Origin of the sequence: Novosphingobium sp. PhB165, from assembly GCF_004341845.1 — a bacterium.
In the GTDB taxonomy this organism is placed as follows: Bacteria; Pseudomonadota; Alphaproteobacteria; order Sphingomonadales; family Sphingomonadaceae; genus Novosphingobium.
Window position 1 is genome coordinate 61,872 of record NZ_SLVB01000015.1, and the last position, 26,194, is coordinate 88,065.

22 protein-coding genes and 1 pseudogene are annotated in these 26,194 nt (G+C 60.5%); 12 read left to right on the forward strand and 11 right to left on the reverse strand.

What is annotated here, in order from left to right; all coding sequences use genetic code 11:
- Positions 1-9: 9 nt before the first annotated feature.
- The 6 genes and pseudogenes from xth to EDF56_RS24610 form a co-directional block, all read right to left on the reverse strand.
- The gene (gene xth / locus EDF56_RS24585) at positions 10-813 is read right to left on the reverse strand and encodes an exodeoxyribonuclease III (RefSeq protein ID WP_132392605.1); all 804 of its coding nucleotides are present in this window, start codon (positions 811-813) and stop codon (positions 10-12) included.
- 403 nt (positions 814-1,216) lie between these two features.
- Positions 1,217-2,047 (reverse strand): hypothetical protein, encoded by an 831-nt coding sequence (locus tag EDF56_RS24590; RefSeq protein WP_243652843.1) that lies wholly within the window; start codon positions 2,045-2,047, stop codon positions 1,217-1,219.
- 32 nt (positions 2,048-2,079) lie between these two features.
- Positions 2,080-2,199, reverse strand: a pseudogene (locus EDF56_RS26545) (transposase); the annotation flags it as partial.
- A 78-nt stretch (positions 2,200-2,277) separates the two neighbouring features.
- Positions 2,278-3,702: an IS4 family transposase gene (locus EDF56_RS24600; protein ID WP_132392611.1), complete on the reverse strand. Its 1,425-nt coding sequence runs from the start codon at positions 3,700-3,702 to the stop codon at positions 2,278-2,280.
- Positions 3,703-3,908: 206 nt separating this feature from the next.
- Positions 3,909-4,184 carry an HU family DNA-binding protein gene (locus tag EDF56_RS24605; RefSeq protein WP_132392613.1) on the reverse strand — a complete coding sequence of 92 codons (276 nt, stop codon included), beginning with the start codon at positions 4,182-4,184 and terminating at the stop codon, positions 3,909-3,911.
- A 45-nt stretch (positions 4,185-4,229) separates the two neighbouring features.
- Positions 4,230-4,658 carry a HEPN domain-containing protein gene (locus EDF56_RS24610; RefSeq protein ID WP_243652838.1) on the reverse strand — a complete coding sequence of 143 codons (429 nt, stop codon included), beginning with the start codon at positions 4,656-4,658 and terminating at the stop codon, positions 4,230-4,232.
- A gap of 370 nt (positions 4,659-5,028) precedes the next feature.
- Between EDF56_RS24610 and EDF56_RS24615 the strand changes: the two genes are divergently transcribed.
- Genes EDF56_RS24615 through EDF56_RS24630 form a run of 4 tightly spaced genes read left to right on the forward strand, consistent with a single transcriptional unit; the run spans position 5,029 to position 10,799 of the window.
- Positions 5,029-5,331 carry a hypothetical protein gene (locus EDF56_RS24615; RefSeq protein WP_132392617.1) on the forward strand — a complete coding sequence of 101 codons (303 nt, stop codon included), beginning with the start codon at positions 5,029-5,031 and terminating at the stop codon, positions 5,329-5,331.
- Entirely contained in the window at positions 5,328-7,355 is a 2,028-nt protein-coding gene (locus EDF56_RS24620; RefSeq protein WP_132392619.1) for a type IV secretion system DNA-binding domain-containing protein, read from the forward strand. Before EDF56_RS24615 ends, EDF56_RS24620 begins: the two co-directional genes overlap by 4 nt.
- Complete coding sequence (gene mobF, locus EDF56_RS24625; protein WP_132392621.1) at positions 7,352-10,306, forward strand: MobF family relaxase; 2,955 nt, start codon at positions 7,352-7,354, stop codon at positions 10,304-10,306. The genes EDF56_RS24620 and mobF overlap by 4 nt, the downstream gene beginning before the upstream one ends.
- Positions 10,296-10,799: a lytic transglycosylase domain-containing protein gene (locus EDF56_RS24630; RefSeq protein WP_132392623.1), complete on the forward strand. Its 504-nt coding sequence runs from the start codon at positions 10,296-10,298 to the stop codon at positions 10,797-10,799. The genes mobF and EDF56_RS24630 overlap by 11 nt, the downstream gene beginning before the upstream one ends.
- 482 nt (positions 10,800-11,281) lie before the next feature.
- Here the strand turns inward: EDF56_RS24630 and EDF56_RS24635 are convergent, their stop codons facing one another.
- Entirely contained in the window at positions 11,282-12,589 is a 1,308-nt protein-coding gene (locus tag EDF56_RS24635; protein ID WP_132392625.1) for a family 1 glycosylhydrolase, read from the reverse strand.
- Positions 12,590-12,614: 25 nt separating this feature from the next.
- Positions 12,615-14,918 (reverse strand): TonB-dependent receptor, encoded by a 2,304-nt coding sequence (locus tag EDF56_RS24640; RefSeq protein ID WP_132392627.1) that lies wholly within the window; start codon positions 14,916-14,918, stop codon positions 12,615-12,617.
- A gap of 200 nt (positions 14,919-15,118) precedes the next feature.
- On the opposite strand from EDF56_RS24640, the gene EDF56_RS24645 reads away from it, so the two are divergent.
- The gene (locus EDF56_RS24645; RefSeq protein WP_243652839.1) at positions 15,119-15,763 is read left to right on the forward strand and encodes a TetR/AcrR family transcriptional regulator; all 645 of its coding nucleotides are present in this window, start codon (positions 15,119-15,121) and stop codon (positions 15,761-15,763) included.
- Here the strand turns inward: EDF56_RS24645 and EDF56_RS24650 are convergent.
- Complete coding sequence (locus EDF56_RS24650; protein WP_132392629.1) at positions 15,760-16,674, reverse strand: LysR family transcriptional regulator; 915 nt, start codon at positions 16,672-16,674, stop codon at positions 15,760-15,762. The genes EDF56_RS24645 and EDF56_RS24650 overlap by 4 nt on opposite strands.
- Here EDF56_RS24650 and EDF56_RS24655 point away from each other — a divergent pair, their 5' ends adjacent.
- The 7 genes from EDF56_RS24655 (at position 16,675) to EDF56_RS24685 (ending at position 25,276) form a co-directional block, all read left to right on the forward strand.
- Positions 16,675-19,194, forward strand: a complete 2,520-nt coding sequence (locus EDF56_RS24655; protein WP_243652840.1) for a TonB-dependent receptor — start codon at positions 16,675-16,677, stop codon at positions 19,192-19,194.
- A gap of 134 nt (positions 19,195-19,328) precedes the next feature.
- Entirely contained in the window at positions 19,329-20,192 is an 864-nt protein-coding gene (locus EDF56_RS24660; RefSeq protein ID WP_243652841.1) for an MBL fold metallo-hydrolase, read from the forward strand.
- Positions 20,193-20,217: 25 nt separating this feature from the next.
- The gene (locus EDF56_RS24665; RefSeq protein ID WP_132392633.1) at positions 20,218-21,333 is read left to right on the forward strand and encodes an FAD-dependent oxidoreductase; all 1,116 of its coding nucleotides are present in this window, start codon (positions 20,218-20,220) and stop codon (positions 21,331-21,333) included.
- Between the two features lie 28 nt (positions 21,334-21,361).
- Positions 21,362-22,264, forward strand: coding sequence for a VOC family protein (locus tag EDF56_RS24670; RefSeq protein ID WP_132392635.1), 903 nt, complete (start codon positions 21,362-21,364; stop codon positions 22,262-22,264).
- Positions 22,265-22,366: 102 nt separating this feature from the next.
- Positions 22,367-23,524, forward strand: a complete 1,158-nt coding sequence (locus EDF56_RS24675) for an alpha/beta fold hydrolase (protein WP_132392637.1) — start codon at positions 22,367-22,369, stop codon at positions 23,522-23,524.
- Entirely contained in the window at positions 23,521-24,312 is a 792-nt protein-coding gene (locus EDF56_RS24680; RefSeq protein WP_132392639.1) for a cyclase family protein, read from the forward strand. The genes EDF56_RS24675 and EDF56_RS24680 overlap by 4 nt, the downstream gene beginning before the upstream one ends.
- 4 nt (positions 24,313-24,316) lie before the next feature.
- A complete protein-coding gene (locus EDF56_RS24685) occupies positions 24,317-25,276 on the forward strand; it encodes a fumarylacetoacetate hydrolase family protein (protein WP_132392641.1) in 960 nt (319 codons plus the stop codon).
- A gap of 64 nt (positions 25,277-25,340) precedes the next feature.
- On the opposite strand, the gene EDF56_RS26155 is transcribed toward EDF56_RS24685, so the two are convergent.
- Both EDF56_RS26155 and EDF56_RS26260 read right to left on the reverse strand, forming a co-directional pair.
- Positions 25,341-25,931, reverse strand: coding sequence for an MFS transporter (locus tag EDF56_RS26155; RefSeq protein WP_347813005.1), 591 nt, complete (start codon positions 25,929-25,931; stop codon positions 25,341-25,343).
- A 31-nt stretch (positions 25,932-25,962) separates the two neighbouring features.
- Positions 25,963-26,194, reverse strand: a 232-nt coding sequence (locus EDF56_RS26260) for a hypothetical protein (protein ID WP_207905071.1), incomplete at its 5' end; no start/stop codon positions are given.

The following is a 26,194-nucleotide window of genomic DNA, read 5'->3' on the forward strand; positions in this document are numbered from 1 at the left end:
GGGGTGCGCTTAGGCTTTGTGCCGGGCCTCGCGCACCGGCTTATTGCTCAGCTCGATCCATACCGGCGCATGATCACTGGTCTTTTCCCAGCCGCGTGCTCGCCGGTCCACCTCCGCCGCTATGAGAAGCTTGGCTGCCGCCGGGTTCAGCAAGACGTGATCGATCCTGAGGCCCGCGTCGCGCTCGAAGGCGCCGCGCCAGTATTTCCAGAACGTGTAGATGGCCTCTTGCGGATGAAAATGCCGGAGCGCGTCGGTCCATCCCTGCTGTAGCAAAACGGCGTAAGCCGCTCTCACTTCCGGTGCGAAGAGAGCATCGTCGCGCCAACGCTCAGGCGCGTAAACATCGAGATCCGTCGGCATGACATTGAAGTCTCCCGCAACAATCACCGGAGCGTCCAGCGCAACAAGCTCGGCAAGACGACTGTGCAACCGCTCAAACCATTTCAGTTTGAATTCGAATTTGGCGCTCGGCTTCGGATTGCCATTAGGAAGATAAAGGCTGGCGATGAGCGCTCCGTTGATAGCCGCTTCGATGTAGCGGCTCTGCGTATCTTCGGGATCGCCAGCAAGCCCGCGGCGGGTCTCGTGTATATCACCGATCTTGCTGAGGATCGCGACGCCGTTCCAGCGGCTCTGTCCATGCCAGATGGCCCTATAGCCCGCTGCCGCAAGAGCAGCATCTGGGAACCTGTCCTGCGGCGCCTTCAGTTCCTGCAGACAAACGATGTCCGGTTCGGCAAGTTCTAGCCAACGTAAAAGCACGGGTAGCCGCCCGTTGACGCCGTTGACGTTGTAGGTTGCGATTTTCATAGGTCTGGTCGCTCCTGGGCTGCGGCTGCACATCTGAAAGGTGGTTAGGCCAGTCCGTGTTCCAGGTTCGGCAGCGTCGGCGATCGAGAAGGCGGGGCTTGATTGATCTTTTTCATTTCCGCCCGGCTGGCAGGCGCAGCGATCGGCGCACTTGCCGTCCTTTCTGTGCAAAGACTCCCCAGTCACCCACTGATTTGTTCAAAGTTTCCCTATGGGCTGGGCTCGCCGCGAGTGCTTCCCGCCTGAACACCGGTTCTGGTGTCGAGCGGTAAATCCTTCGCTGCGCGGCCGCCATGGTTGCCGCTCGGACGGGCTCCAACGCCGCCGATACCTTCGGTGTCCAAACCGGGAGCGGCGCAGCCATCAGGTGAAGGCCGCTGTCAGGTCGCGGCGTTTCGACGTTTTACACGCTGCTCGATCCACCAATCATTTTGCCAATCTTCGTAGCCAAGCAGCGAGCCTTGAAGTCGTTCAAGATCATCATCCCAATCGGATGTCCGATTTTTGATTTTGTCGATGTATGCGTCAATCCGCCATTCCTCACTTGGAATTGCGAAGAACACGTCTCGCATCCCTTCCAAGTCCGGTCGATGCCGCTTGAGGTGGGGCATTGGGGTGTCAATGATCCGGCGAACGAGATGCCCGAAGCAACAAATGGCTCAAATGGGGCAAGGAATTCATCAAACCACTCGGACGGATAGCCATCGCCAAACACGGCCAGGGGCTTGCGTCCCTCCAGCATGAGCGGAAGCTCAAAGGTTGTGTGTATCAAATATGGTATTTCATCGAAGGCAGGGATTGGTCCGCAAACCGCGGTGAAGATGGAATCCGGCACAATGGGAGGCAGACAAAGATTTCCGATCCGGCAAATGTCGGTCCGCGAAAGTCCATCGTAGCGGTATTCCAGAGCGGGATCGTCTTCGCTTTTAGGGGCCAGGATCGACCTGAGCTGGTCTTGGTCATCGATCTGGACACGCCATTCAACGCAGACGGTTTGCGTTATGTGATCGAGTGCCTGGAAGACGAAGAGGTTGTTGCAAACATGTTCCGGCATGAGAATATCGCTTTTGCCTCTCAATCTCGCCACGTTTAGACTGGGATCCCGCCAAATACCAACACGCTCAGCCTGCAAAAATTTGATGAGGCGGTTCGGGTTACTCTCGGACCTGCCAGTTTCACTATCGCCTCCGCAAACTCCGGCCCTGTGATTTGAGGAAGAAGCTTGTTGCGCCAAGTGTAGATCCGTGCCGTCGAAATATCATGCCGCCGCGCGACATCGGCAACGCACGCGCCCGGTGCCCCCGCCTCTGCCAAAATCCGCAGCCGTTCCTCGTCAGTCCATCGCCGATGACGCTCGGGTCCTGACATCACTGTAATCTGCCACATCCACCGCTCCTGAGTGCACTCTCAAGAGCGTCCTTAAGAGCCTTTCTCAGGACCAGGCAAGGCGGGGCACGCCGGCTTTCAATTACCCACAAGTGGTTCGGCGGCGAGCTCGACCCCAAGTTGGATGGCCATGAGTCTGGTCCAACCTCGCCACATGATCATGTTGCCGGGCGGCGGATCGTGTCGTCGACCGAGATAGCCGCCCAAGCGCGCGATCTCAGTCAGGTACGATGAAATCGGCGGCGCGGTTGCAGTCATTCTCCCGGCGCGGGCGGCAATTCGGTCAATGATCTCGATTTCGGTGGCTGTCAGTGCGGACCCGGGATCATCATTGGGGTGCGCTCTGTTCAGCATCGTGAGCCAGAAGATTCGCCAGCCCAGAATGCAGAATATGGCTATCAGGTTGACCAGTCGCTCGGCTGCGCGCAGCTTGAGTTTCTCGGCGTTGAAGCCTGACTTGAGGATCTTGAAGAACAGCTCGATCTTCCATCTCATCGAGTACCAGGCCATTTTCTCGATCGCCTCCGCGGCCGTTCCGACAGGAAGATCGGTGAGCAGCTTCCAGTCGATCGGTTTGCGCCCTTCGGGAGGGTCGACTTCCACGGCGTGGATCACGGTCAAGCTGAGTGGTGGGTAGCGCCGCGCTTTGCCAATGGGCGGCAGAACGCCGATGCGCTTGTACTTCAGGGCCAGTTTCACGCGGCTACCGTCGGCGATCTCGAACTGGTGATGTCCCTCGACAGCGACCTCGGCCATCTCGGCCGACACGGTGTGCTTGCCGTCGCCGGCCAGACGATCAACGCAAGTGCGGACGACAAAGTGGGCCCCGAGCTCCTGCGTCGCGCAGTAGAATTCATAGATGTCGTTCTCGCGATCGCCGACGTGAACGATGCGGGCGGGATCCCCTCCGAGCAATGCCGTCGAGCCGCGCATATTCTCGAGCCAGCGAATGCTTTCTTTTGTCTCGATCGGCACGCGGGTCTGGTTGACCTTGCGTTTGAGCGCCAGCAGCCCTTTGAATTGTGCACGGCTCCAGAAGCGGGCAGCTGTCAAGCCGAGGGGAAGCCCTTCAAGCGTGATGGCCAGACTGGCATGCATCATCACGCCGCACAGCATGTGCTGGCGCCAGCGGCCTTCCTTGTCGCGCCCGCTGTTCACATGCTTGGTGTAGCCGATGCTGTCTGGTGCTGATCGCTGGTAGACGAATTCTGTGGTGTCCTGCAGCACCAGCAGGGTGCCATCGCAGATGGCTGCACGACGCGCTGTCGCTTGGAAATGGCCAGCCAGAACGTGCTCTTCGGTGACCGAGCTGTTCGACAAGAAGCGGTACGCCGCTTTGGTGTTTGCCCAGTCTTCGCACGCCAACGGCAGCGGCTGACCTGTTGCGCTGTCCAAGCAGCACATCAGTTTGCGCAGCCGATTACCAAGCCGAGCATCACCGAACCTGGTGTTGTCTATTTCTCCGTCGATCCAGGTCTCACCTTCATCTCCGTCGTTCGCCATGGCACGCACCCCGCAGGTTCCGTGCCTGAGCAGGAATCACAGCCGAGTCAGGGGCTTCAACCGTAATGCGCTCACGGGAATCACGCGTGCGACCACTTGTGGGTAATTGAAAGGCACGCCGGATGGATACCGGAGACATCGCCCTCAAGCATCCCTGCCTCGGCAGCAAGGCGGTGTTGCATACCAGATGCAACACCGCCGTTGGATTAGCCGTTCAGCTTATCCTTGATTGCCTTGGCCGGAGCGAAGGTGAGCTTCTTCGAGGCAGCGATCTGGATCGTCTCGCCGGTCGACGGGTTACGGCCTTCGCGGGCAGGGCTGTCCTTTACCTTGAACTTGCCGAAGCCGTTGAGCGAGATTTCGTCGCCATGGTGGGCGGCATCGGCGATTGCGGCGAAGACCGCATCGAGCACCTTGCGGGCGTCGGCCTTAGTGATGCCCGTTTCGGTGGCGAGCTTATCGGCGAGGTCGGCGTTGTTCATTGCGGAGATCTCCTGCGGTTATAGAAGCGTTCTGTACCAGTGGCGTTATAGCTTCGCGCGGAGTTCCGCTATCTTCTCCTGGCAGACTTTGTGCACAGCCTGACCCAAATCCTCCATGTGAGCGGCGAGCCATTCAAGGTCTTCCATCGAGATGCTGTAGTGCTTGGAATAACGCCCCTTGACATAGGCATCCTTCAGTTTCTCGAAGCGGGCGCGTTCTGCCCTTGTCTCGCGCGGCCACGCATCGACCAAAGATCGTGAGATTTTCTCGGCCAATCTCCGGAGAAAATTCAAATTATGGGCGCGCGGCGTATAAAGTGTACAAACGAGCAAAGTACACTGGTAGAGTCCCTCGGCGGTTTGATGAAGGTCAAATGCGGCTTCTCTCAAATGGCCTTCTGCTATATGAAATTTTGCCCCTTTGAACCGCCGTATGGCGGCAGGGAAGAATTCCTCGAAGTATTCTTCGGCCATTCTCAGTGCTGCTTGAGGCGTCTTCGGTTTGGGTGTCGCCAGTTCGCTTTCATCGGCTTGGTAAATTGCAATACCGTCTTGCTCGACATCGAGAAAGAAGTAGCGGCCGTGTGCTAGACCACCGTACGCACGGGTGCTGCGGCGCGAATCGCCTGCATTTTCGGGTAGTTGAACTGTCTCGTCTGGTCCGCCGGCGGGTCACACAATGTCGGGTGTGTCGGACAACGCGTCAGCCATCGTGCGGCAAGTGCTTGATCCGCTTGGGCACCGAACGTCACCACCGTCGGACACGTCAAAACCTTGAGAATTGCGCGATTTCTTGCTACCAATGTGAGGCTTCACCACGTGCCGGCGCAGCATGGATCTGCGCATGGCAAGGATTACCATCCGTCTCTCCGACGATTTGTTCGAGCGCGTGCTCGATCAGGCCGCAACTCTCGGCACTACGCCCTCGGGCTATATCCGTGATGTCCTCGAGCGTTTCGAGGGTAGCGACCCCACCGGCTATCATTCCCGCTTCGACGAACTTCACGCGACCGCGATCCAGACTCTCGCGATCCTTGCCAAGTCGGTCGGCGCTCGCGCGCCCGGGCTGCTCGAAGAGGGACTTGGCGAGGCGCGGCGGCTCCTGCGCGAAAGGGGGCTGCTCGATCCCGAGCAGGACCGCTCGTGAGCATCTTCCGTCACGATACTCTCGGGTCCTGGACCCGGGGCGGGCAGGCCACCGTCCACAACGTGCGAATGACGACACAAGTCTTCTACCAGACCTGCCTTGCTGGGCTCGTCCTCTGGATTGGTGGCACTGTCTGGTATGCCCTCGAGCGATCCACGGACTACGAGCGTTTCGTACTCGCCAAGATCGGGCAAGCCCTCCTGATGGGAGACACAGTCCCAGGTAACGCTACACCGATCCTGTTCCATACTGAGAGCGGGGCTTCCTACTGGACGACACCGGCACGCCTCATGGATGCCGAGGTCGCAAAGGCCACATTACGGGCATTCGAAGGCTATCTCCTCCATGGAGCAGCCATCTCAGGTGTCTTCGCCCTCTGCATGCTCCTTTGGGCGTGGATCTACTTCACCCGGACAGGGAGGGGGCTGGGTTCCAACCAGTTCCTGCGCGGAGCTCGGTTCGGCACCGTCAGGCAGGTCCGCCGGGCGCTCTGGGCGCAGGCGCGCGGCAGCTTCGAGATCGGCGGTGTCAGGGTGCCCGATGCCTTCGAGCCGGAGCACATCCTCATCTGCGGAGCGCCTGGAACCGGGAAAACAAACATCATCGTCAAGATGCTGGCGGGGATCCGCACGGCGGGGAGGCGCGCCATTGTCTATGACACCGCCGGGACCTTCGTGGAGAAGTTCTACCGACCGGGGATCGACGTGTTGCTCAATCCTCTCGATGTGAGATCCGATCGTTGGTCGCCCTGGGTCGATGTTCCCCGCGACTATCACTACGACCAGATCGCCGAGTCCACGATCCCGGATAAGTCCGGCGATCCCTTCTGGGCCAAGGCAGCGCGCGGAACCCTCGTAGCGGTCATGCGCAAGCTCGCGCGGCAAGAGCGCACCCTCGTTTCGATCCTCCTCGATACCCTGCTGCGATCCAAGCTCAAGGACCTTGCCGCCTTCGCCGCTGGCACCGACGCGGCAGCTTTCATCTCCACGGAAGGGGAGCGCACGTCGGCCGGTATCCAGGCCGAACTGGCGTCAGTGCTGCGCAGCTTCTCCTACCTCGACGATACCGCCGACGGGCTCTCGATCCGCGATTGGGTGGCCAACGAGAAGGACGACAGCTGGCTGTTCATCACTGTGAAGGCCGACCAGTTGCCTTCGCTACGGCCCCTGATCACGGTGTGGCTCGACATCGCCATCAGCGCGATCATGAGCCTCGCTCCCGATCGCAATCGCCGGCTCTATTGCGTGATCGACGAGTTGCCCTCGCTTCACAAGCTCCCCTCGCTCTCGGACTTCCTCGCCCGCGCGCGAAAGTACGGTGGCTGCGGTATTCTCGGTTATCAGAGCTACCCTCAGCTTGAGGCGACTTACGGCATTCAGGATGCCGCTGCGATCACCGGATATTGCTCGACCTGGGTTGCGCTGAGGGCCAACGACACTCCGACCGCCAAGCATGTCAGCGAGAACCTCGGGCAGGTCGAGCAGGTCGAGGCCAACGAAGGCATGTCCTACGGCGTCAACGACATGCGCGATGGCGTAAACCTCTCGCGCATGCAGGTCACGCGACCGCTGGTCATGCATACCGAAGTGACGAACCTTCCGAACCTCGTCGGATACCTGCGGTTCGGACGAGACCTTCCCGTCGTGCGGTTCGAGGACAGCTTTCACAAGGTGCCGTCCCTCGCCTTCGCTTTTGAGGAGAAACTCGATCCGCCGGTCCGGCTGGCGGTTCAGGAGGAGCCCCCGAGATCGGATCCCGAGCCGAAGCAAGCGCAAACGCCGCAGAAACGCGGACCAACGAAACGCCGCTCGTCACCGCCAGCGGACGCCTCACCAATGTTGCCCCTCGATGCGGAAGCGGAACCTGTGTCTTCCGGCGTGGGGGCGGAGGGCAGCCATGAAGTTGTGCCCGCGGCGGCGGCAAGCTCTACTGAGCCGCTTACCCTTCTCGGCAAGCCTGCGGATTTTCGTCTCCATCAACATGGACGTCGCTCGGGCGTACGTGATGCAGCGAGGCCGGCATGATCCATCCGCGGCGCCTCAAGGGCACCCCGACCAACATTGCGCGGTACTACGCCGTCGGCGACTACTACACGAAGGGGGAGGGCGAGCATTCGCAGTGGGGCGGCCTCGTAGCAGATGAACTGGGACTCACCGGCAAGGTGGATCCGTCTGTCTTGCGCGAACTCCTCGCGGGCAAGATAGGCCATACCCAACTAGGGCGTCGGCGCGCCGACGGAATGATCGAGCATCATCCCGGCTGGGACTTCGCGGTCAATGCGCCGAAGTCGGTTTCGATCATGGCACTGGTCATGGGTGACGAGCGGATTTCTGCTGCTCACGAGGCGGCTGTGACCGAGGCCCTGGGCTATCTTGAGGAGCACGCGACACTGCGCCGCCGGGCCGATCGCGAAGTGGTCCACGAAACTACCGGACGACTGATCTATGCCCGTTTCACGGAGCATGCGTCGCGTGAGCTCGACCCTCATCTCCATACCCATGTTGTCATTATGAACATGACGAACCGGGGGGATGGCGAGCAGATAGTGAGCCTCGAAACCCGGGCCATGTACGCCGAGCAGATGGTCGCTGGGCAGGTCTATCGCAACCAACTCGCGCACCGCATTCGTGAACTCGGCTACGAGGTTGACGTCGATCCGCGCCGGGGGCTGTTCGAGATCCGCGGGGTTCCAACTGACCTGATGCGCGAAATGTCCCAGCGCGCAGAGCAGATCGATGCCCATGCAAAGGAGCATGGGCTCGAAGGGCAGGCGGCGCGGCGCAAATCCTTCTACGAAACCCGAGGTCCCAAGGAGCGTGCGACAGTTCAGGATCTCCACGTCCAATGGGATGCTCGCCTGGGGCGGCACCGGGAACCGCTCGAAGAGGCTAAAGAAACGGCCATTCTGAGGGGCGGTTGCTCGATCCAACCCGCCCCGGCGCTCTCGGCGCGCGCGATGCTGTTTGGGCTTCGCCATTCTGAAGGCAGGGAGGCAGTCAACAACCTGGGCCAACTTCTGCGGGCTGGGCTGGCTTCGCATCTGGGAGATGTCCGGCTCTCGGATATCCGCCCCCTTGCCGAGGAGCATGAGGCTCGGCGCAAACTTCTCGAAGTGCGCCAACCCACCGGCGATCTGGTGCTGACCCGTGGGCGGACGACACGCAGGACGGCGCGCCTTGAGCTGGCTCTGTCCGATCATCTGGCTCTGGCCCTTGGTGATGCCTCCCCGCTAGCGGACGAGGCACGCCTGCGTGAGGCGAGCGTAAACCACGGTCTGACCCCCGCGCAGGTGACGGGTCTCCTGCATCTTGGAATGAGCCCCGATCGGTTGGTTGGCGTGCATGGCGTTGCCGGAGCTGGCAAGTCGATGCTGGTGGGAGCACTGCGCGAGGCCAGCGACGAGCGCTTCACGATGATTGCCCTGGCGCCGACATCTTCGGCGGCCGCCGAACTCGGCAAGCGTGCCGGGATCGAAAGCCGCACTGTTGCCAGCCTTGTTGCGCGTGGCGGGCGAGGACTCGATGAGAATTCGGTCCTGATTCTCGATGAGGCGGGGCAACTCGGCAACCGGCAGGCCATTCGCCTCCTCGAAATCAGTCGGCCGTCGGGCGCAAGGCTCATCATGCTTGGCGACAATCGTCAGACAGGTGCCATCGAGCAGGGCAAGCCTTTCTGGCTGATGCAGCGGCTGGGGCTGTCGCGCGTCGACCTGATGCAGTCCGTTCGTCAGGAGACCAGGGCGATGAAAGCCGCCGTCGCGCTTGCTCGCGCCGGTGACTATGCCGGTTCGCTGGCAAACCTCGACAAGGTGCTGGAACTGGAGAAGCCCGAGGAACTTGCAGGGAGCCTGGTTCGCGAATGGACACGGCTAAAGCCGGAGACACGGACGACAACGAACATACTCGTGCTGGACAACGCATCCCGCCTGATCGTGAATTCGAAAGTGCGCGAGGCGCTGCGGACTGAAGGTGCCATCGGAGCAGAGGACGTGAGGCTGTCAGTTCTGACGCCCGCTGGGCTCTCCGACGCCGAGAAGCGCTATGCCCGGTTCTACAACCGGGGTCAGATCCTCACATTCTCTCGCAGCGATGCTCGCCTCGGGATCGCCCATGACGGTGAATATCGGGTTATCCGAATGGTTACGGACGATTCTGACCGGCAAATGCTGGAACTTGCCGACGAACACGGCCGTACGATTCGCTGGAATCCGCGATTGGGCAAGCCCCAGCAGGTCAACGCGTTCAATGTGGAAGACCGGGAGCTGTCGCACGGCGATCGCATTCAGTGGCGGCTCGTGAGCCACGACCTCGGCATCAAGAACGCCGAGCGGGGAACCGTGGAGGCTCTCAACGGAAGCCGGGCCACGATCCGCTGGGACACGGACAATCGGTGCCAGTCCATCGATCTCGCGGAGCACAAGACGTGGGATCATGGTTACGCGGAGACCATCTACGCGGCGCAGTCCAAAACCTACGATCGGGCCTATGTGCTCGCGCCGCTTGGCTCGCCGCTGGTGAATGGAAAAAACTACTATACCGCGATTACCCGGGCTCGGTTCGGCGTAAAACTCTGGACCCAGCATCGCGACAAGTTAGCCGACCTGCTTGCACGCAGATCGGGCGATAAGACCTCCGCGCTCGAAGGATTGGGCCGCGTAGAGCGGGATAGCGTGAAGGGCAGGGCGCTGAGACATTCCGCACGGTGGGATCGTATGAGGGGGGAGCAGAGGATCGAGCGGGCGCAGCGAAATGAGCGAATTGCTGCGCAACGTGCCTCGCTTGGCGGCTGCGAACGGGGAGGGCTGGCGGCAAGCCTGGCCGAGCGAGGGCGATCGGCGGCCGCTTACCTTCACGCGTGGCTGCAGTCTTTCTCGGCTGCCGACCACGCAGATGCGGTCGCCGGCAGAACCAAGTCCGGAGCCCAGGCGACGGCACAGCATTCCACCCAAGACAGGGGAGCAAGCAATGAACGGTAACCGCGGAAAGTGCGCCTTCGGGGCGCTTGGTCTCCCCTTGGCATTGTTCGCGTCGGGTGTTGAAGCTCGTCCTGCAACGAACCTGGAGCAGGAAGCTACTATTGGCCGGTGCATCCGTGAAGCTGCCTCCGGCCGGCAATGGTTGGAGCGAACGCTGTGGGGTCTTCGTGATCAGGAAGCGGGTTGGATCGGAGCCGAAGTTCCGAACACCAATGGTTCTCATGATCTGGGGCCGATGCAGATCAACTCGTGGTGGCTTCCCAAGCTTTCGGTGTTGACCGGTCGAAGCCCGGAAACGGTGAGGTTCTGGCTGATCCACGATGCTTGTTTCAATGTGCAGGTCGCGCGCTGGATATTCCTTTCGAAGCTGGCGCGAATCGGCGGTTACTGGTCGGCAATTGGCGCGTACCATAGTCCGACTCCAATAAGAGCGCGAAAGTATGCCGAAGCAGTCGCAGATAAGCTGAAAGCCAGGGACGAAGGACGCAAATGATGACCGGTCCTGACCGCTTTTTGCCTGACCGCGTGCGGGTGCCGACTTGAGATTAGCGGCCGTTCCGTTGCCGCCGCCATTGCGGTCGTTTTTCCTTTTCACTTCTTTCGATCTAGCGAGGAGCGCGATTGGGCGGAACGCCGGATGCATTGTGGCAAAGCCGCGCAGTCGCAATGCATTACCCCTCGTCAGCCGGCATCAGTTGTTAAGGGCCGGCTCCCCCATTTCGTGAGTGTCCCGCTGCTTGTAGCTGGATCTGACCTGATCGGCACCGTCCCGGCTACGGTCGGCGGGATCTTTGCGACGATGGCCCTGCTCAAGGTGATTGCCCCGCCTTTGCCGTCACCGATGATCAGCCTCCAACAATTCGGGCATCGACCGGCACGGGACGATCCTGGAATGCTTTGGATGCACAGGCTGACCGCCGCACTGTTCCTCGGCCGCGACCCTTCCCCGAAAAGTACCTAGTCGAATAGCCGTGATCAGATTCTGTTTGATTTGGCGTAAGTGCCCAGATGCGGTCCGCTGGGCTTGATCGTGCGTACGAACGTCTTTCGGTCGACCGCGACAAGCCCGAACTGAGCGGTATAGGCCCGGTTCCATTCAAAATTATCGAGCAAGGACCAGTGGATGTAGCCGCGAACGTCGGTACCCGCGTCAATTGCCCGGCCAAGCCCTGCCAAGGCGCGATCAATATAGGCGATGCGGCGGCTGTCGTCGTTGGTCGCAACGCCGTTCTCGGTCACAATGATCGGGCGGCCGGTCGCCTTGGCTACCCATTTCACGGTTGCCTCGAGCGCTTCGGGATAGAATTCCATTCCAGTCTGCGTGACTTCGGCGCCAGAAGCAGGTGCCCGGTCAGCATCGGGGCCAACGACAGCGCGTCCGTACGTCTGAACGCCGACGAAATCGTCCTTGTCCACTGCGTCAAACCACGGCCGGTACACTTCGGCGATCTTACGCTGGAGCGCGTTTTCGCCAGGTGCTGCCTGTTCATCGGCTACGGCGAGGCTGAGACCGAGTTGGACGCGCGGATGGACCGATTTGATGACCTCGCGCCCGCGGTGGTGCGCGGCAATGGTGTTTGCTAGCGTCTTGGCGGGGTCTGAAGTCAGGGTGGAAGCAAAGTGTTCGGAGCCGATCGCCTTGGCAGCCTGCTGATTGCCCATCGCAAAATAAGCCATCGCCTGACGGAATTCCGGTTGCCAGGAGAGTTGCGCGGCCAGATTCGGTTCGTTGAAAGTCAAAGCATGGCGGTAGCCGGTGCCCAGCGCCTGGGCTGCTTTTTCGCAGAAACGGCCAAACAGCTCGACGCTTTCAGCGTTCTCCCAACCACCGTTTCCTGCAAACCAGCGCGGTACGGTGAAGTGCGAGAATGTGACGACCGGCTCCAGCTCCAACTCTACGCAAGCATCCACCATTGCACGGTAATGTGCCAGGCTGGCGAGCGACCATTCGCCCCGGGCAGGTTCAATACGCGACCACTCGATCCCGAAGCGATAGGTATTCAGACCCATTCGCTTGACCAGCGCAATGTCCTCGCGCCATCGATTCCAACTGTCGCAGGCGTCGCCGGACGGTTCCGAGAACGAACTGGGCGTCAGATGCTCCGACACCCAGCTGTCGCTGTTGATATTGCCGCCTTCGACCTGATGACCTGAGGTAGCTGCACCCCACAGGAAATCGCGGGGCAGCGTGCGCTGCACTCGAACCGGTCCACCAAGAAGGGGTGAGGCGCCAGCGAGTACCAGACCGGTACCCGCCGTTTTGAGGATGTTGCGGCGGGTCATGCGATCTATCACGCGGTTTCCCTCTTCAGAACTTGAACTGGAGGCTAGCGCCGATGGTGCGTACCGAATCAAAGCCGAACTGCTGCTGATAGGTGGCGACGCCGGCAATCGCATCACCCGAATCCAGGCCGATGAAATTCGGATTGTAGGCGCTCGTGCAGTTCTTGCAGAAGATCGAGATTCGCATGCCGTTGTCGAGATTGAGGCCCGCGCTGGCGCCGATCATGTCGAGCGTCGGTACTTGCGCGCCCGGGGCACGGTTGATCAGGTAGTTGATCGACGAGCGATGATACCAGTTCGCATCGATAAACGGGTGCACAGTGCCAGAAGTCTGGAACTCGTACATGGCTTCGAGTGACGACGTGAACTTTGCCGAGGTTGGTGTGCGCAAGCCCTTGGCGTTGAAAGACGAGCAGCCCTGTCCCGGGTAGCATTCGGCACCCGGGAAGTTGCCGAACTTCGAATCGAGCAGCGTTCCCGAAGCGTTGATCGACAGACCGCGCACTGGGGTTGCGTTGATGGTGGCCTCAATGCCCTTGGTCGTGACTGACGCGGCGTTCTGCACAACGAATGCCTGCAGATTAGTGTCGAGCGATTGGACTTGGTAGTTGTCGAATTTGGTGTGGAAGGCCGAGATGTTGAAGACCAAGTGACGGTCGAACCAGCTCGTCTTGAAACCAATTTCCCCTGTATAGGATTTCTCTGGCCGCACGATGAGGTTTGCGTCCGTGGTCGCGGCTGTGTCGTTGAAGCCCGGGCCCTTGTAACCGCTGCCGTATGACCCGTAGAGCATCACATCCGGCGTGAAATTGTACTGTCCGCCGACCTTCCAGCTGAAATTCGTGTGACCGTAGTCCTGATTGAAGCTTCCGGGAACCGCCAGCGGGACAAAGTAGGCGTCCTGTACCTGGTCGAGGTCGATCGATATTTCGTCGCGCGTTACACGGCCGCCGGCAAAGACCTTGAGGCCGTCGGTGACGTCATAGGTGAGCTGACCGAATGCGGCGTAACTGTCCGTCTTCATGCTGTAGATGTAGTCACGGCCAAGGAAGTAACTGTTCGTGTATGGGCAGCCGGTAGCCGCTGAACCGCCGACGCAGAATGGGAAGACCGGCAACAGGAAGTCGGGCAAATAGTTGTTTCCCGCGATCTGGCCCTTCTGGTCGATCGTGGAATGGAAGTAGTAGAGGCCAGCCTGACCAGAAAGCCGGTTGCCGGCCGGCAGCGCTACGCGAAGCTCGTTGGAGAACTGGTCATAGTTCGCGTGCGACCAGTTACGACTGGCGCCGTTGAGATTGGTGAAGTCCGTATCGAGTTGGCTGTCGAAATTGTAGAATTTCCAAGCTGCGATGTTGCTGACAACGATGCCGTTCGGAGCGGTCCATGTCAGCGTTCCCTGCGCCCCGCCCAGCTTCAGGTCGCGCCAGTAGCCACCATCTCCGCCAAAGGTGAAGTTGTTATCTCCAGGAGTGATGGCAGTGATGGCAAGCGCATCGGTATTGACGCTGCCCGCGCCGACGGAGCGATATGTGCGGTCATATATGCCCGCAATGCCGTGGGATTCGGCGTAGTCGCCGATCACGTAGAGTTCGAGCGAAGGCGAGATTTCCTGCAGATACTTGGCGCGTACGCCGTACTGCTCGCGGTTCAGGTCGTTACGTACGTTGCGCAGTCCGACAAACGTAGTGCCGGGCTCTTCCCACGAATAGCTGCCATTGATGCGCAGGGCGCCGCTGTCGCCGACTGGAACATTAATGATCTGACGACCAATCATCGACCAGGCAGAGCCGCTTTCGTCAGGAGCTTCACGGCTGTCCAATTCGAGATTGGTGATGCTCTCGAACTGATTGAGCTTGGGCTTCGTGGAAACCACGTTCAGAAGGCCTGCCGAGGCGTTCTTGCCGAAGAGCAGACCTTGGGGGCCGTTGAGCACTTCGACGCGTTCGACGTCATTGAACAGGCCTTGCGCCAGGAACGGCCGGCCAAGATTCACATCGTCGAAGGCAGTAGCTACGGAGGAATCGATCGTGGTGGCAAAGGCCTGGGTACCCACGCCGCGAACTGCGAACGTATTGTCACTGCCGACCTGAAGGCTCGGCGCAGCAATCGCAACTTGGCTCAGGTCATTGATCTGGCGCGTCTCCAAGGCAGCCGAACCCAGAGCCGTGACACTGAGCGGCACGTCTTGCAGGCGTTCGGTGCGATGCTGGGCGCTAACGATGATTTCTGCAACACCGCCATCCTCCTGAGCAGGAGCCGTATCCTGCGCGAAAGCGGGCGCCGCTGTGGCGATGAGGCTGACGCCAATAAGGAATGCTGTCTTTCGCATCGAAATACCCTCCCATGGTACTGCGCCAATTGCTGGCGCTTGACCGGGCAGATACGGATCGTAGATACAAACGGTCAAGCATGAATGTTTTTTGTGACTGGCGATCGTTCCAGTCGTTGATTACCGCTTGGCCCGGGAGACGGACTTGTGACTTGGCTTGCTTTGAACACCGATGAGATCGGTCAGTTCTGGACGTACCAATGGCGATGACCGGCAAACTCAAGGTTCGCCGGACGCAGGAGGAGCGGACCGCTCAAACTCGGCTTGCTCTGCTTGAGGCGGCGATCGAAGTCATTCACGATGTCGGATATGCGGCTGCCAACACATCGATGATCTCCGAGCGGGCCGGCGTTTCGCGGGGGGCTATGCTCCATCACTTCGGGACCCGAGCGGCCTTGATGGCCGATGTGGTTCGCCATGTGTTCGACAGCGAAATGGTCGAATACGAAAGGATCAGGCAAACCACCGGTCTCGGCAATCGCTTGGGCGACTGGCCCAAGGTCCTCTGGGAAGTCCTCGGGCGCCCGTCCGGCTTGGCCGTGCTGGAGATCCTGCAGGCGGCACGCAGCGATGCCGAATTAGAGACCTCCGTCGTTCCCATGCAGGAGGAAGTAGAAGCGCGCGCGCTAGAAGTCATGCAACGCGCTTTTGGCGGAGAGATAAAGCTCGCCCGCACCGTGATGCGCTTGATGGTGTGGTCTGTTCGGGGATTGACGATCGCTCAGAGACACCTGCCTTATCGCGAAGAGAATGTCGCAGCAGTCGAGATGCTTTCCCGCCTGCTCGAGTTGGCAGCGCCTGACGGCAGCATGGAGGAACTGCCGGCGACACTTGCGCGAACCTAGGTCCCGTACATCTGATTTTGCGCCACTTCTGCGAACAAGCGGTTCTTGAGCCATAGCATTCCGGCATCGGTTGAGCGGGCTGCATGATATTGGATCATTTCCCGCATAAGCGGCACTTCGATGGGAGCCGAGCGGATCTCCAGCGGCAACAAAGGTGCAAAGACGCGCGCTAGCCGTTCGTGCATCAGCGCCAGGAGATTCGTGCCGGGCAGCAACCAGGGCACAATTGAGAACGAAGGAGCCGTCACCTCGATCCGTCGCTGGTCGTCAACCGTCATAAAGTGCTTGTCAGCGAAAGTCGCGACGCCAGTTATTCTAACGGCGACATGGCCGCACGAATGGAACGCCTCCGGCGTCATTTCGCCCGCAAAAACCGGGTTTTCGCGCCATCCAACCACCACATGACGCTCCTCGAACAGAAGTTCACTCGGATGCTCAGGGCTAAGGAACTGTTCAGGCGTGATTTGGAAATCCAACCTGCCATCCTCGAGAATGGCACTGATGTGACGCGTCGGCAGTTGGATGTTGAACTCCACTCCCGGCGCTTCGCGTTTCAGTTTTGGTAGCAATGGCCCGAGCAAGACAGTCGAAATGTAATCTGATGCACCGATCTCAAAGCGTCGGTCAGAAGTTGCAGGGTCAAACGCAGTAGCGCCGGAGATTAATACGCGCAGATTGCGGACCGCTTCTGAAACCATGGGGGCCAGCGCGAGAGCGTGCGGCGTTGCGATCATGCGCCGACCGTGCGCCACGAGCAATTCATCATTCATGGCTTGCCGTAACCGGGCCAGCGCAGCGCTCATCGCTGATTGTGTGAGATTGGCGCGCTGCGCGGCTCTCGTGACGTTGCGCTCCTCGAGCAGAAGCTCAAAGGCGATCAAAAGATTGAGGTCGAAGTTGTCGAGACGCATTTGGCATCAATTCCATTTGTCATAACGGACAAAAACAATAAATTTGATATCTTCCTCGCTGTCTCGCATTTCGGTCTCCACGACAAGCTCAAAAGAGAGCGACGGGGAGAGAAAAGCATGCGTTTTGGTCTACTCGCGGGAACCGCTGTCGGCATCGTACTGTCTGCAGGCAGCGCCTATGCGCAGGACGCAACCGAGGCGCAAACGACACAGGCAGCCGATGCGGGTGGTCAGTCGGGTCTTAGCGAAATCGTCGTCACCGCGCAGCGCAAAGTCGAGAGCGCACAGCGGGCAGGGCTGGCGATCGACGTCGTGGGCGGAGATGAACTGACGAAAACCGGTATCACGGGATCCGCCGACCTCGGCAAGCTTGTCCCGGCCCTCAACGTACAGCAGAACGGCGGCGCGAACGCTGTGTTCTTCCTGCGCGGCGTCGGCAATTTTACGGTCAACGGTTACAGCGATCCCGCTATCGCATTCAGCTACGACGGCGTGTATTTGGGCCGACCGACTTCCACCTCCGGAATGTTCTACGACCTGGACCGGATCGAGGTGCTGAAGGGACCGCAAGGCACCCTCTATGGTCGCAACGCGACTGGAGGCGCCATCAACGTCATTCCGGCAAGACCCAGGATTGGCGAATTTTCAGGCTTTGCCAACGCAAGCTATGGCAACTACGATGCCTGGAACCTCCAGGGTGCCATCAATGTGCCGATCGGCGAGGACGGCGCCCTGCGCGTCGCGGGTAGCCTGACGAGGCACGACGGCTATCTGTCAGATGGCACCTCGGACGACAGGACCGATGCATTCCGCCTGCAATACCTTGCAGAATTGACACCAAATCTGACTGTGCGCGTCGGTGGTGACTACTCCCACACCGGCGGCAAGGGCGCGGGTTCATCCTACCAAGGTCAATACGTCTACAATCGTGCAGAAGGGGTCTACACGTTTGTGCCATCGGGCCTTGATGCCTCGATAGGCCTCCTTGACCCAGCGTCGCAGGCGTACCGCCAGACGCTCTTCCTCGGCCTGTCCGGACGTGCGGCCGCACCTCTCGACCCCGATTTCTACCAGAACAATAGCTTCTACGGCACTAATGCCGAAGTGACCTGGAAGACAGAAGCGGGAACTCTGACAGTGCTTCCTGCCTGGCGCTACTCCAAGCTTGATAACAAGTTCGGCGCTCCCGGTTTCATCGGCTACATTCAGGAAAAGGATGCACAGGCGAGCGTCGAGGCTCGCTTCTCGGGCAATCGCATCTCAATTTTCGACTATATTCTAGGCGCGTATCTGTTCGACGAAAATGTCGATGGGAACTACACTTTTGCGCAGCAGGCGCTCAATGCCTACCAGGAATTCAAGTCCGACACACGTTCGTACGCCTTGTTCGGACGTCTGACCGCGAACATCACCGAGCGCCTTCGTTTGATCGGCGGCCTGCGCTGGACGCGTGATGAGAAGCAGTTTGATGGCCGCGCCGACGTTTTTCTCGTCAAATGCACACAGATTGTCAATTTCGTGCCAAGCTGCCCGACGACGCCGCTTTTGCCGGTTGGCGATTCCTACACGGAGCTTCAGCCGCCCTTCATCGTGCCTCCGGTCAATGGCGCAACCCCGATAGGTACGAGCGGCGCCTTGCTGATCCGTGCGGTGACGCCCGTCAACACCCAGCTCAATACTTCGAAAATGACCTGGCGTGCCGGCGTGGAGTTCGATGTTGCACCGCGTTCACTGCTCTACGCGAGCGTCGAGACCGGCTACCGTTCGGGCGGCTTTTCGCTGTCGGTAGGCTATGAGACATTCGATCCGGAATATATCACGGCTTACACAGTGGGTATGAAGAACCGGTTCTTCGACAACCGCCTCCAACTCAATCTCGAAGCTTTCCTCTGGCAGTACCGCGACCAGCAGATCAATCATACAGGCATTGATTTAGCCGGAAACCAGGGCCAGTTTACGGAGAACGCTGGCCGCTCAACCAACAAGGGTGTCGAGGCGGAAGCGCAGTTTCTGGCCACGCCGACAACACTCCTGAGCACGCAGGTCCAGTACCTCGACGCCAGGTTCAAGGATTTCGTTTACCGCGAACCTATCGGTGCGACCCCTCCGCTGACCGGGTGCCCCTATGCCGTCAGCGCAACGGCTGCAGGCCAATACGATATCGATTGCTCGGGGCGGCAGGCCTATCAGTCGCCTAGGTGGACGCTCAATTTCGGCGCCCAACAGACGATAGCCATTGGTGACTACAAGCTCGTGATGGCTGTGGACACGCAGTACAAGACCAGCCGCTACGTAGCCTTCCAGTTCCTGCCCGAACAGAAGGTGGGCGATACCTGGGCAAGCAATGCCAATCTCACCTTCTCGCCAGAGAACGACAAGTGGTCGGTTGGCGCCTTTGTTCGCAATATCGAAAATAATCGCGTTGTCACCGCTGGCCTTACCTATAACGCTGCATCGGCTGCCACCGTGGTCACCTCGCCGCCGCGTACTTACGGCATTCGTGCAGGCGTAAAGTTCTGATGCGTAGCGGGCTTGTCGCCTTTGCCCTCGCGTGCACAACCCTTGCCGCTCCAGTCGGAGCGGCAAGGCAGGGGCCGGCTGCGTCGGGGGGCGCGCCGGCCCCATTTTCAGCACGCTGGATAACACTGGGCACTATGGGCGGACCGATCGCCGCTCCCGATCGCAGTCAGCCAGCCAATCTGCTGGTACGCGGTCAGGATGCCTATCTTGTCGATTGCGGTGACGGGACGGTCGAGCGGCTCGCCCGTACGCGCATTCGTCTCCAGCAAGTTCGTGCGATACTTCTCAGCCACCTGCATTTCGATCATACTGCCGGACTCGCCGGTGTCCTCGGCCTGCGCTCGCAGACCAACGTCGATGACAAGCTCACAATCTATGGACCGCCCGGTACCAAACAACTGGTAAGCGGCTTGCTTGCCTCGATGCGGCCTGCGGTTGAGGCCGGATACGGGCTCCCGGGAGCGCCTGTCGCAAACCCGACCGATGCCGTCGAGGTTATCGAACTGGTCGATGGAGCAAGTTTCAAACTTGGCGATATTGCCGTTACCGCTCGGCAAAATACGCACTACTCTTTTGCTGTCGGCAGCGATGCCGATCGGCGTTTCAAATCACTGGCTTTTCGGTTCGAAGCGCCCGGCCGGACGATCGCCTACACCGGCGATACTGGTCCGAGCCCCGCAGTTGAGCAGCTCGCCCAGGGCGCGGACCTTCTGGTCTCCGAAATGATCGATGTGCAGCGCACGCTCGACAATGTGCGGCGCAATACGCCCAATGCGGCCGGCGATGCACTTTCGGGAATTGGCGACCATCTCGCCCGGCACCACCTGACACCCGAGCAAGTGGGACAACTGGCCGCACATGCGGGCGTAAAGTCACTGGTCGTGACCCATCTGGTCGCGCCGATGGCCACGGCTGGCGACCAGCTTGGATATTTGGCGCGCATTGGCGCTGCTTACAACGGACCCGCGGTGATCGCACAGGACCTCGACGAGTTCTGACCCGCACGCTTGAGAGGAAGACGTGATGAACAGCTTGAATATCCTTGTCGTTGGCGGCGGCATCGGCGGCCTGTCGGCTGCGATTGCGCTGCGACGGGCGGGCCACGGGGTAACCGTGATCGAAAAGGACCCAAGCTGGTCAGTCTACGGCGTGGGTATCATTCAGCAGTCGAACGTCGTCCGGGCAATGGATCAGCTTGGCGTGATCGATACTTTTCTCGGTGCGGCGAGCGGTTTCGACGCTGTAGAGATCTACGTTCCCGATGGTACCCGGGTTGCGCGTGTCCCGACGCCCGCGCTGGTTGAGGGCAAGCCGTCGAACGTCGGCATCGGACGGCGCGCGCTACAGAAAGTTCTCGGCGACAGCGCCCGCGATCTTGGTGCAAAAATCCGCCTGGGGCTGACCGCCGTAACTCTCGATCAGGATGGCGAGGGCGTTACCGTCCGCTTCTCGGATCGTGGCGAAGAACATTACGATGTGGTCGTCGGCGCCGACGGTATCTACTCGCAGACGCGGGCGATGATCCTGCCCGATGCCGAAAAGCCCGAATTCACCGGGCAAGCGGTCTGGCGCTACAATTTCCCGCGCCCGGAGGGCCTCGACGCGCTGCACGTCTATAACGGCCCGACTGGCGTCGGCCTGGTGCCGATGTCGGCGGACCTGATGTACATGTATGCGACGACGCCGGAGCCCGGCAATCCGCGCTATCCCAGCGAAGGCCTGGCGGCCCGCATGCGTGAAAAGCTGGCTGCTGCCGCGCCCCAGATACGTGCGCTGGCCGATCAGATTACCGAGGATGAGGGCGTGGTGTATCGCCCCCTTGAGGCCATGATGGTGCATGGCCCCTGGCACAAGGGACGCGTGGTCCTGCTGGGTGATGCCGTCCACGCGACAACGCCGCATCTGGGGCAGGGCGCCGGCATGGCGATCGAGGATGCCATCGTGCTCGCCGAGGAACTTACGGCTCGCGAGGCGCCTGAAGAAGCGTTCGAGGCTTACCGGGCCCGTCGATACGAGCGCTGCCGCTACATCGTCGATGCCTCGCTCGCGATCTGTCACGGCCAGATCGGCAAGGGACCCGCAGTCGATAATCACACGGCCACCGCCGAGATGTTCGCGGTCGTCAGCAAGCCGATCTGATATACAAATCGTTCAAGGAATAGCAGCCATGACCCGAGTGACCGAAATCCGCTACGTCGGATATGGCGTCGAGGAATTCGACGCCGAACGCGCCTTCTATAGCAACGATTGGGGCCTCGTCGAAGTCGAGGAGAAGGACGGCTTCGCCTGGTTCAAGACCCAGGGAAGCGACGAACACCACGTGGTTCGTCTCCACAAGTCGGATGCCAACCATGTCGAGGTGATCGCGTTCGCCGCGGACACGCGCGACGATGTCGACGGCCTGCACGCAAAGGTCATCGCAGCAGGCTGCAAGGTGATCTTCGCGCCCAAGGATCTCGATGCGCCTGGCGGCGGTTACGGGTTCCGCTTCTTCACTCCTGATGGTCTGCCCTTCGAAATCTCGGCCGAGGTCGGCAAACTGGACAAGCGGGAGATGGAGCGCTGGGAAGGTGTGCCGGTGAAGATCAGCCATATCGTCATGCACTCGCCCGATCATCAGGCGCTGGTGGCATTCTTCACCGAAGTCCTCGGCTTCAAGATCAGTGACTGGTTGGGTGACTTCATGTGCTTCCTGCGCTGCAACGAGGCGCATCACCGTGTCGCCATCCTGCCGGGGCCGCCTTGCCTCAATCACGTCGCCTACGACATGCTGTCGCTCGACGATATGATGCGCGGTCTCCACCGCCTCAAGCTGCGAGGGACGGATGTGCGCTGGGGCCCGGGGCGCCATACGGCGGGCAACAACACCTTCAGCTACTTCACGACGCCGGCAGGTTTCGCGGTCGAGTACACCTCGGAACTCGAAGACGTCGATTTCGAGAACCACGTTTACAAGGTGCACGTCCCCGGTCCGCAAGTCATGGACCAGTGGGGCATTGGCGTGGGCGGGCCGCAGACGATGCCGCATCCCGCTCCCGATGCCCGGCTGTTCAATCCCGCCGAAGCATGATGCCCGCCCTCGTTCCGACCGTCGAGCGATTGGACCGGCTTCGGCCGGCCCAGGCTCGCAGGATCGAAACACTTTTCTCATCTGTGATGACTGGATCCCCCCTTGGCCCTATTTGAATATTTCCCGAACTATATCTGGAACCTCTCGGTCGCGATCGCGATGGAGAGCGGCGCGCAGCTTGGCGAGATCATCGACATGTGCCAGCCCATCAAGGATGCCGCAGCAGGCGGCGCCGATGCTGGAACGCCGCAGTTCATGAAGGCGTGGGCTGCCATGGGCGACAAGCTGCTGGGGCTCGCCGCAGAGGACGAGGCCAAGGGCCGCAATTTCTCAGCCTCCAACAAGCTCGAGCGCGCCTCGCTCTACCTGATCACGGCTGAGCGCATGCAAGGGCACGGTCACCCGGGTCGCCAGGAGACTTATGACAAGGCGCGCGAGGCCTTCGACCGCTCTACCGCGCTGGGCACGCTCAATCGCGAACGCGTGGAAATCCCGCTGGACAAGGGCACCATGCCGGCACTCTACACCCGCGCGCCCGGAGAGGGTCGCAAGCCGGTCGTCGTGTTCTGCAATGGCCTCGATAGCTGCAAGGAACTGCTGCACTGGACGCGGCTCCCCCATGAGCTGGCGCGGCGGGGCATTTCCACCCTGTGTGTCGACCAGCCCGGTTCGGGCGAGGCGCTGCGGCTTCAGAACCTTCCCGTCGACCCACATTCGGAAAACTGGGCCTCGAAGGCCGTGGACTGGCTTGAGCAACAAGACGACGTCGATCCGGCGCGGATCGGCATGACCGGCATCTCGCTTGGTGGTCATTTTGCCCCGCGCGCGGTCGCGTACGAGCAGCGTTTTGCCAGCGGCGCTGTCTGGGGTGCCAACCACAATTGGCGCGAAGTGCAGGACAAGCGCATGGCGCGCGAGGGCGAGAACCCGGTGCCGCACTACTGGGCACACGTTCACTGGGCATTCGGCGCGGAAGACCAGGACGATTTTCTTGCCAAGTCCGAGGAAATGAACCTCAACGGCCATATGGACAGGATCAAGGTGCCGTTCCTGGTCACCCACGGCGCCAAGGACCGGCAGATCAGTGTCGGCTATGCCGACGATCTCTATGACCAGCTGGTCAATTCTCCGCGACGCGAAAAAGTCATCTTCACCGACCGTGAGGGCGGTGTGGAACACGTCGGCGCCGATAATATTGCCTACGCACGCGACTTGCTGTGCGATTGGTTCGCAGAAACCCTGGGTGGAGAAACCGCATGACCCGCCGTTTCGTCGATCTTTCGATTACGCTGTGCAACGAGGTCGTCAGTGACCCGCCGTTCCTCAGACCCGAAATCACCTACCAGACCCACGCCGAGACGGTCACCGAACTCGACATGTTCTTCCCCGGCGTCACGGCCGAGGACACGCCGGACGGCGCGGGGTTTGCCGCGGCGGAATGGGTCAAACTGACGACCCACAACGGCACGCATCTCGATGCGCCTTACCACTACCATCCCACCATGGATGCGAAGGACGGCGAACCCAAGCGCGCGATCACTATCGATGAAGTGCCGTTGGAATGGTGTTTCCAGCCCGGCGTCAAGCTGGACTTCCGCCATTTCCCGGACGGCTACGTGGTCACGGCGAAGGACGTGGAGGAAGAACTTGCGCGTATTGGCCACGAGCTGAAGCCGCTCGACATCGTCCTGGTCAACACGGCTGCGGGCAAGGCGCTGGGCGAGCCGAACTATGTCAACCGCGGCTGCGGGATGGGATACGAGGCGACAATGTACCTTACCGAACGCGGCGTGCGCGTGACCGGCACCGATGCCTGGAGCTGGGATGCGCCGTTCAGCTACACAGCGCAGAAAGTGAAAGAGACCGGCGATACCTCGCTGATCTGGGAAGGGCACAAGGCGGGCCGGGACATCGGCTATTGCCACCTCGAAAAGCTGCACAACCTAGAAGTGCTTCCTGGCCATGGTTTCACGGTCTCGTGCTTCCCGCACAAGATCAAGGGTGCCTCGGCCGGTTGGACCCGCGCCGTTGCGATCTTCGAGGATTGATCGGGTGCGCCTGGCCACGATTGCGAATGGTTCGCCCGACGGAGAGCTGATTGTCGTTTCCGCAGACGGATCGCGTTACCTCGCAGCCCCGGAACGGAATCTCCTATCGGCGATCGAGCGGTGGGACAGCGTAGACGCTGATCTGCGCCGAATTGCGGCTTTGCTGGAGACAGGGGTCGGAGGGCGCCTCGATCCGGCAAGGCTGCGCGCGCCATTGCCGCGCACGTGGCAATGGCTGGACGGTTCGGCTTTCCGCACCCACGGTGAACTTATGCAGATCGCTTTCGGTCTGCCGCCGATCGATACGGATCGCCCGCTTATGTACCAGGGCATCTCGGATCGTTTCTACGGCCCGCTTGATCCCGTGCCTTTTGCAGATCCTGCCCACGGCATCGACTTCGAAGGCGAATTCGGGGTGATTGTCGACCACGTGCCAATGGGAACCAGTGCCGAGGAGGCAATGGGGCACATCAAGCTCGTCGTCCAGATCAACGACTGGTCGCTTCGCGCCATTGCGCCCGTGGAAATGAAGACCGGATTTGGATGGGTGCAAGCCAAACCGCCGTGTTCAATGGCACCCTTCGCCGTCACGCCCGGTGCCTTGGGTGCAAGTTGGCGCGATGGCCGGGTCTGCATGGACCTTGTCGTGGATTGGAACGGTCGGCGCTTCGGTGCTGCAAGCGGCGCTTCGATGGACTTCGGGTTCCATGAACTCGTCGCCCATGCCGCGCTGACCCGCGATCTGGTGGCGGGCACGGTGATCGGCTCCGGCACGGTTTCCAATGCGAACTACGCCGAAGTCGGGTCGAGCTGCATTTCCGAAATACGCGCCATCGAGATGATCCGCGACGGCAAGCCCAGCACTCCGTTCATGGCTTTTGGCGACAGGATTCGGATGGAGGCGCGAAATTCAACAGGCGCGGCACCTTTCGGGACGATCGATCAGCGAGTGGCCGTGCGTTAGGTCGATCTGACATGGCTGACGCGACACTTAGTTGGCGGCGCGGGTGGCGGGAAAGTGGCAACTGCTACCGGCGTCGATCGAGGGCAGACTGGATGGCCGCGCATGCGCTCGGCTCCATGATAGCGTAGCCGGCCGGGTTGGGATGAACTCCGTCCGATAAAATGCCCTTGGTCATTCCGCTGGCCCCGTTTGTCATTGCTGAATGGTAGTCGGCACACGGAATGTAGCGCTTCCGCGCGAGATGGCAAAGCCTCGCATTACACGCTACCAGTGGTGTCGCCATGCCGCCGAGACCGATGAACAGTTTGAGGACATTAAGCGCGGAGGCTTTATTGTCGGTGCTGATATAGTTTACGAGCGCATTGGCTCCCACGATCACGAGGCTTCCCCCCACACCTAGCAACGCCATTGCGATCATGGCCGGTACAAGGCCTACCGGGTGGGTAAGTAGGATTAACCCCGCCGCGCTTGCGATTAGTCCTGAGGCGATGCCAGTCTTCTTGCCGCCGCGATCCATGAACGCGCCAGCCCACACCGAAGTTGTTGCAAGCCCGACGCCATGGGCCTGCGCCAGCCAGGATAATTCTGATGTGCTCAGGCCCAGCGTAGGCACGATCGTGCCCAGCATTGAGGCCATCATGCCATAGATGAAAATGACGAGCGAGCTAACGGCGACGAGGGGGGCATCATGCCGCGCCGTCGGTGACTGTGTTTGCCGAGTTGCGGCGACCGCATCGCAAAACGCCGCCCTGCGCCAAACAGACGGTAAAGGCGCAAAGGTGCCAGCCGCAGCGTCTCATCCAGTATCCCTCCACATCGTGATTTAGGCCGTGAACCCATAAATGGTTGTCGATGGCGCAGCCTGCGGGCATGTTCAGGCAAGTATGGAACAACCGACAGTTCAAGCGCGCTGGGAAC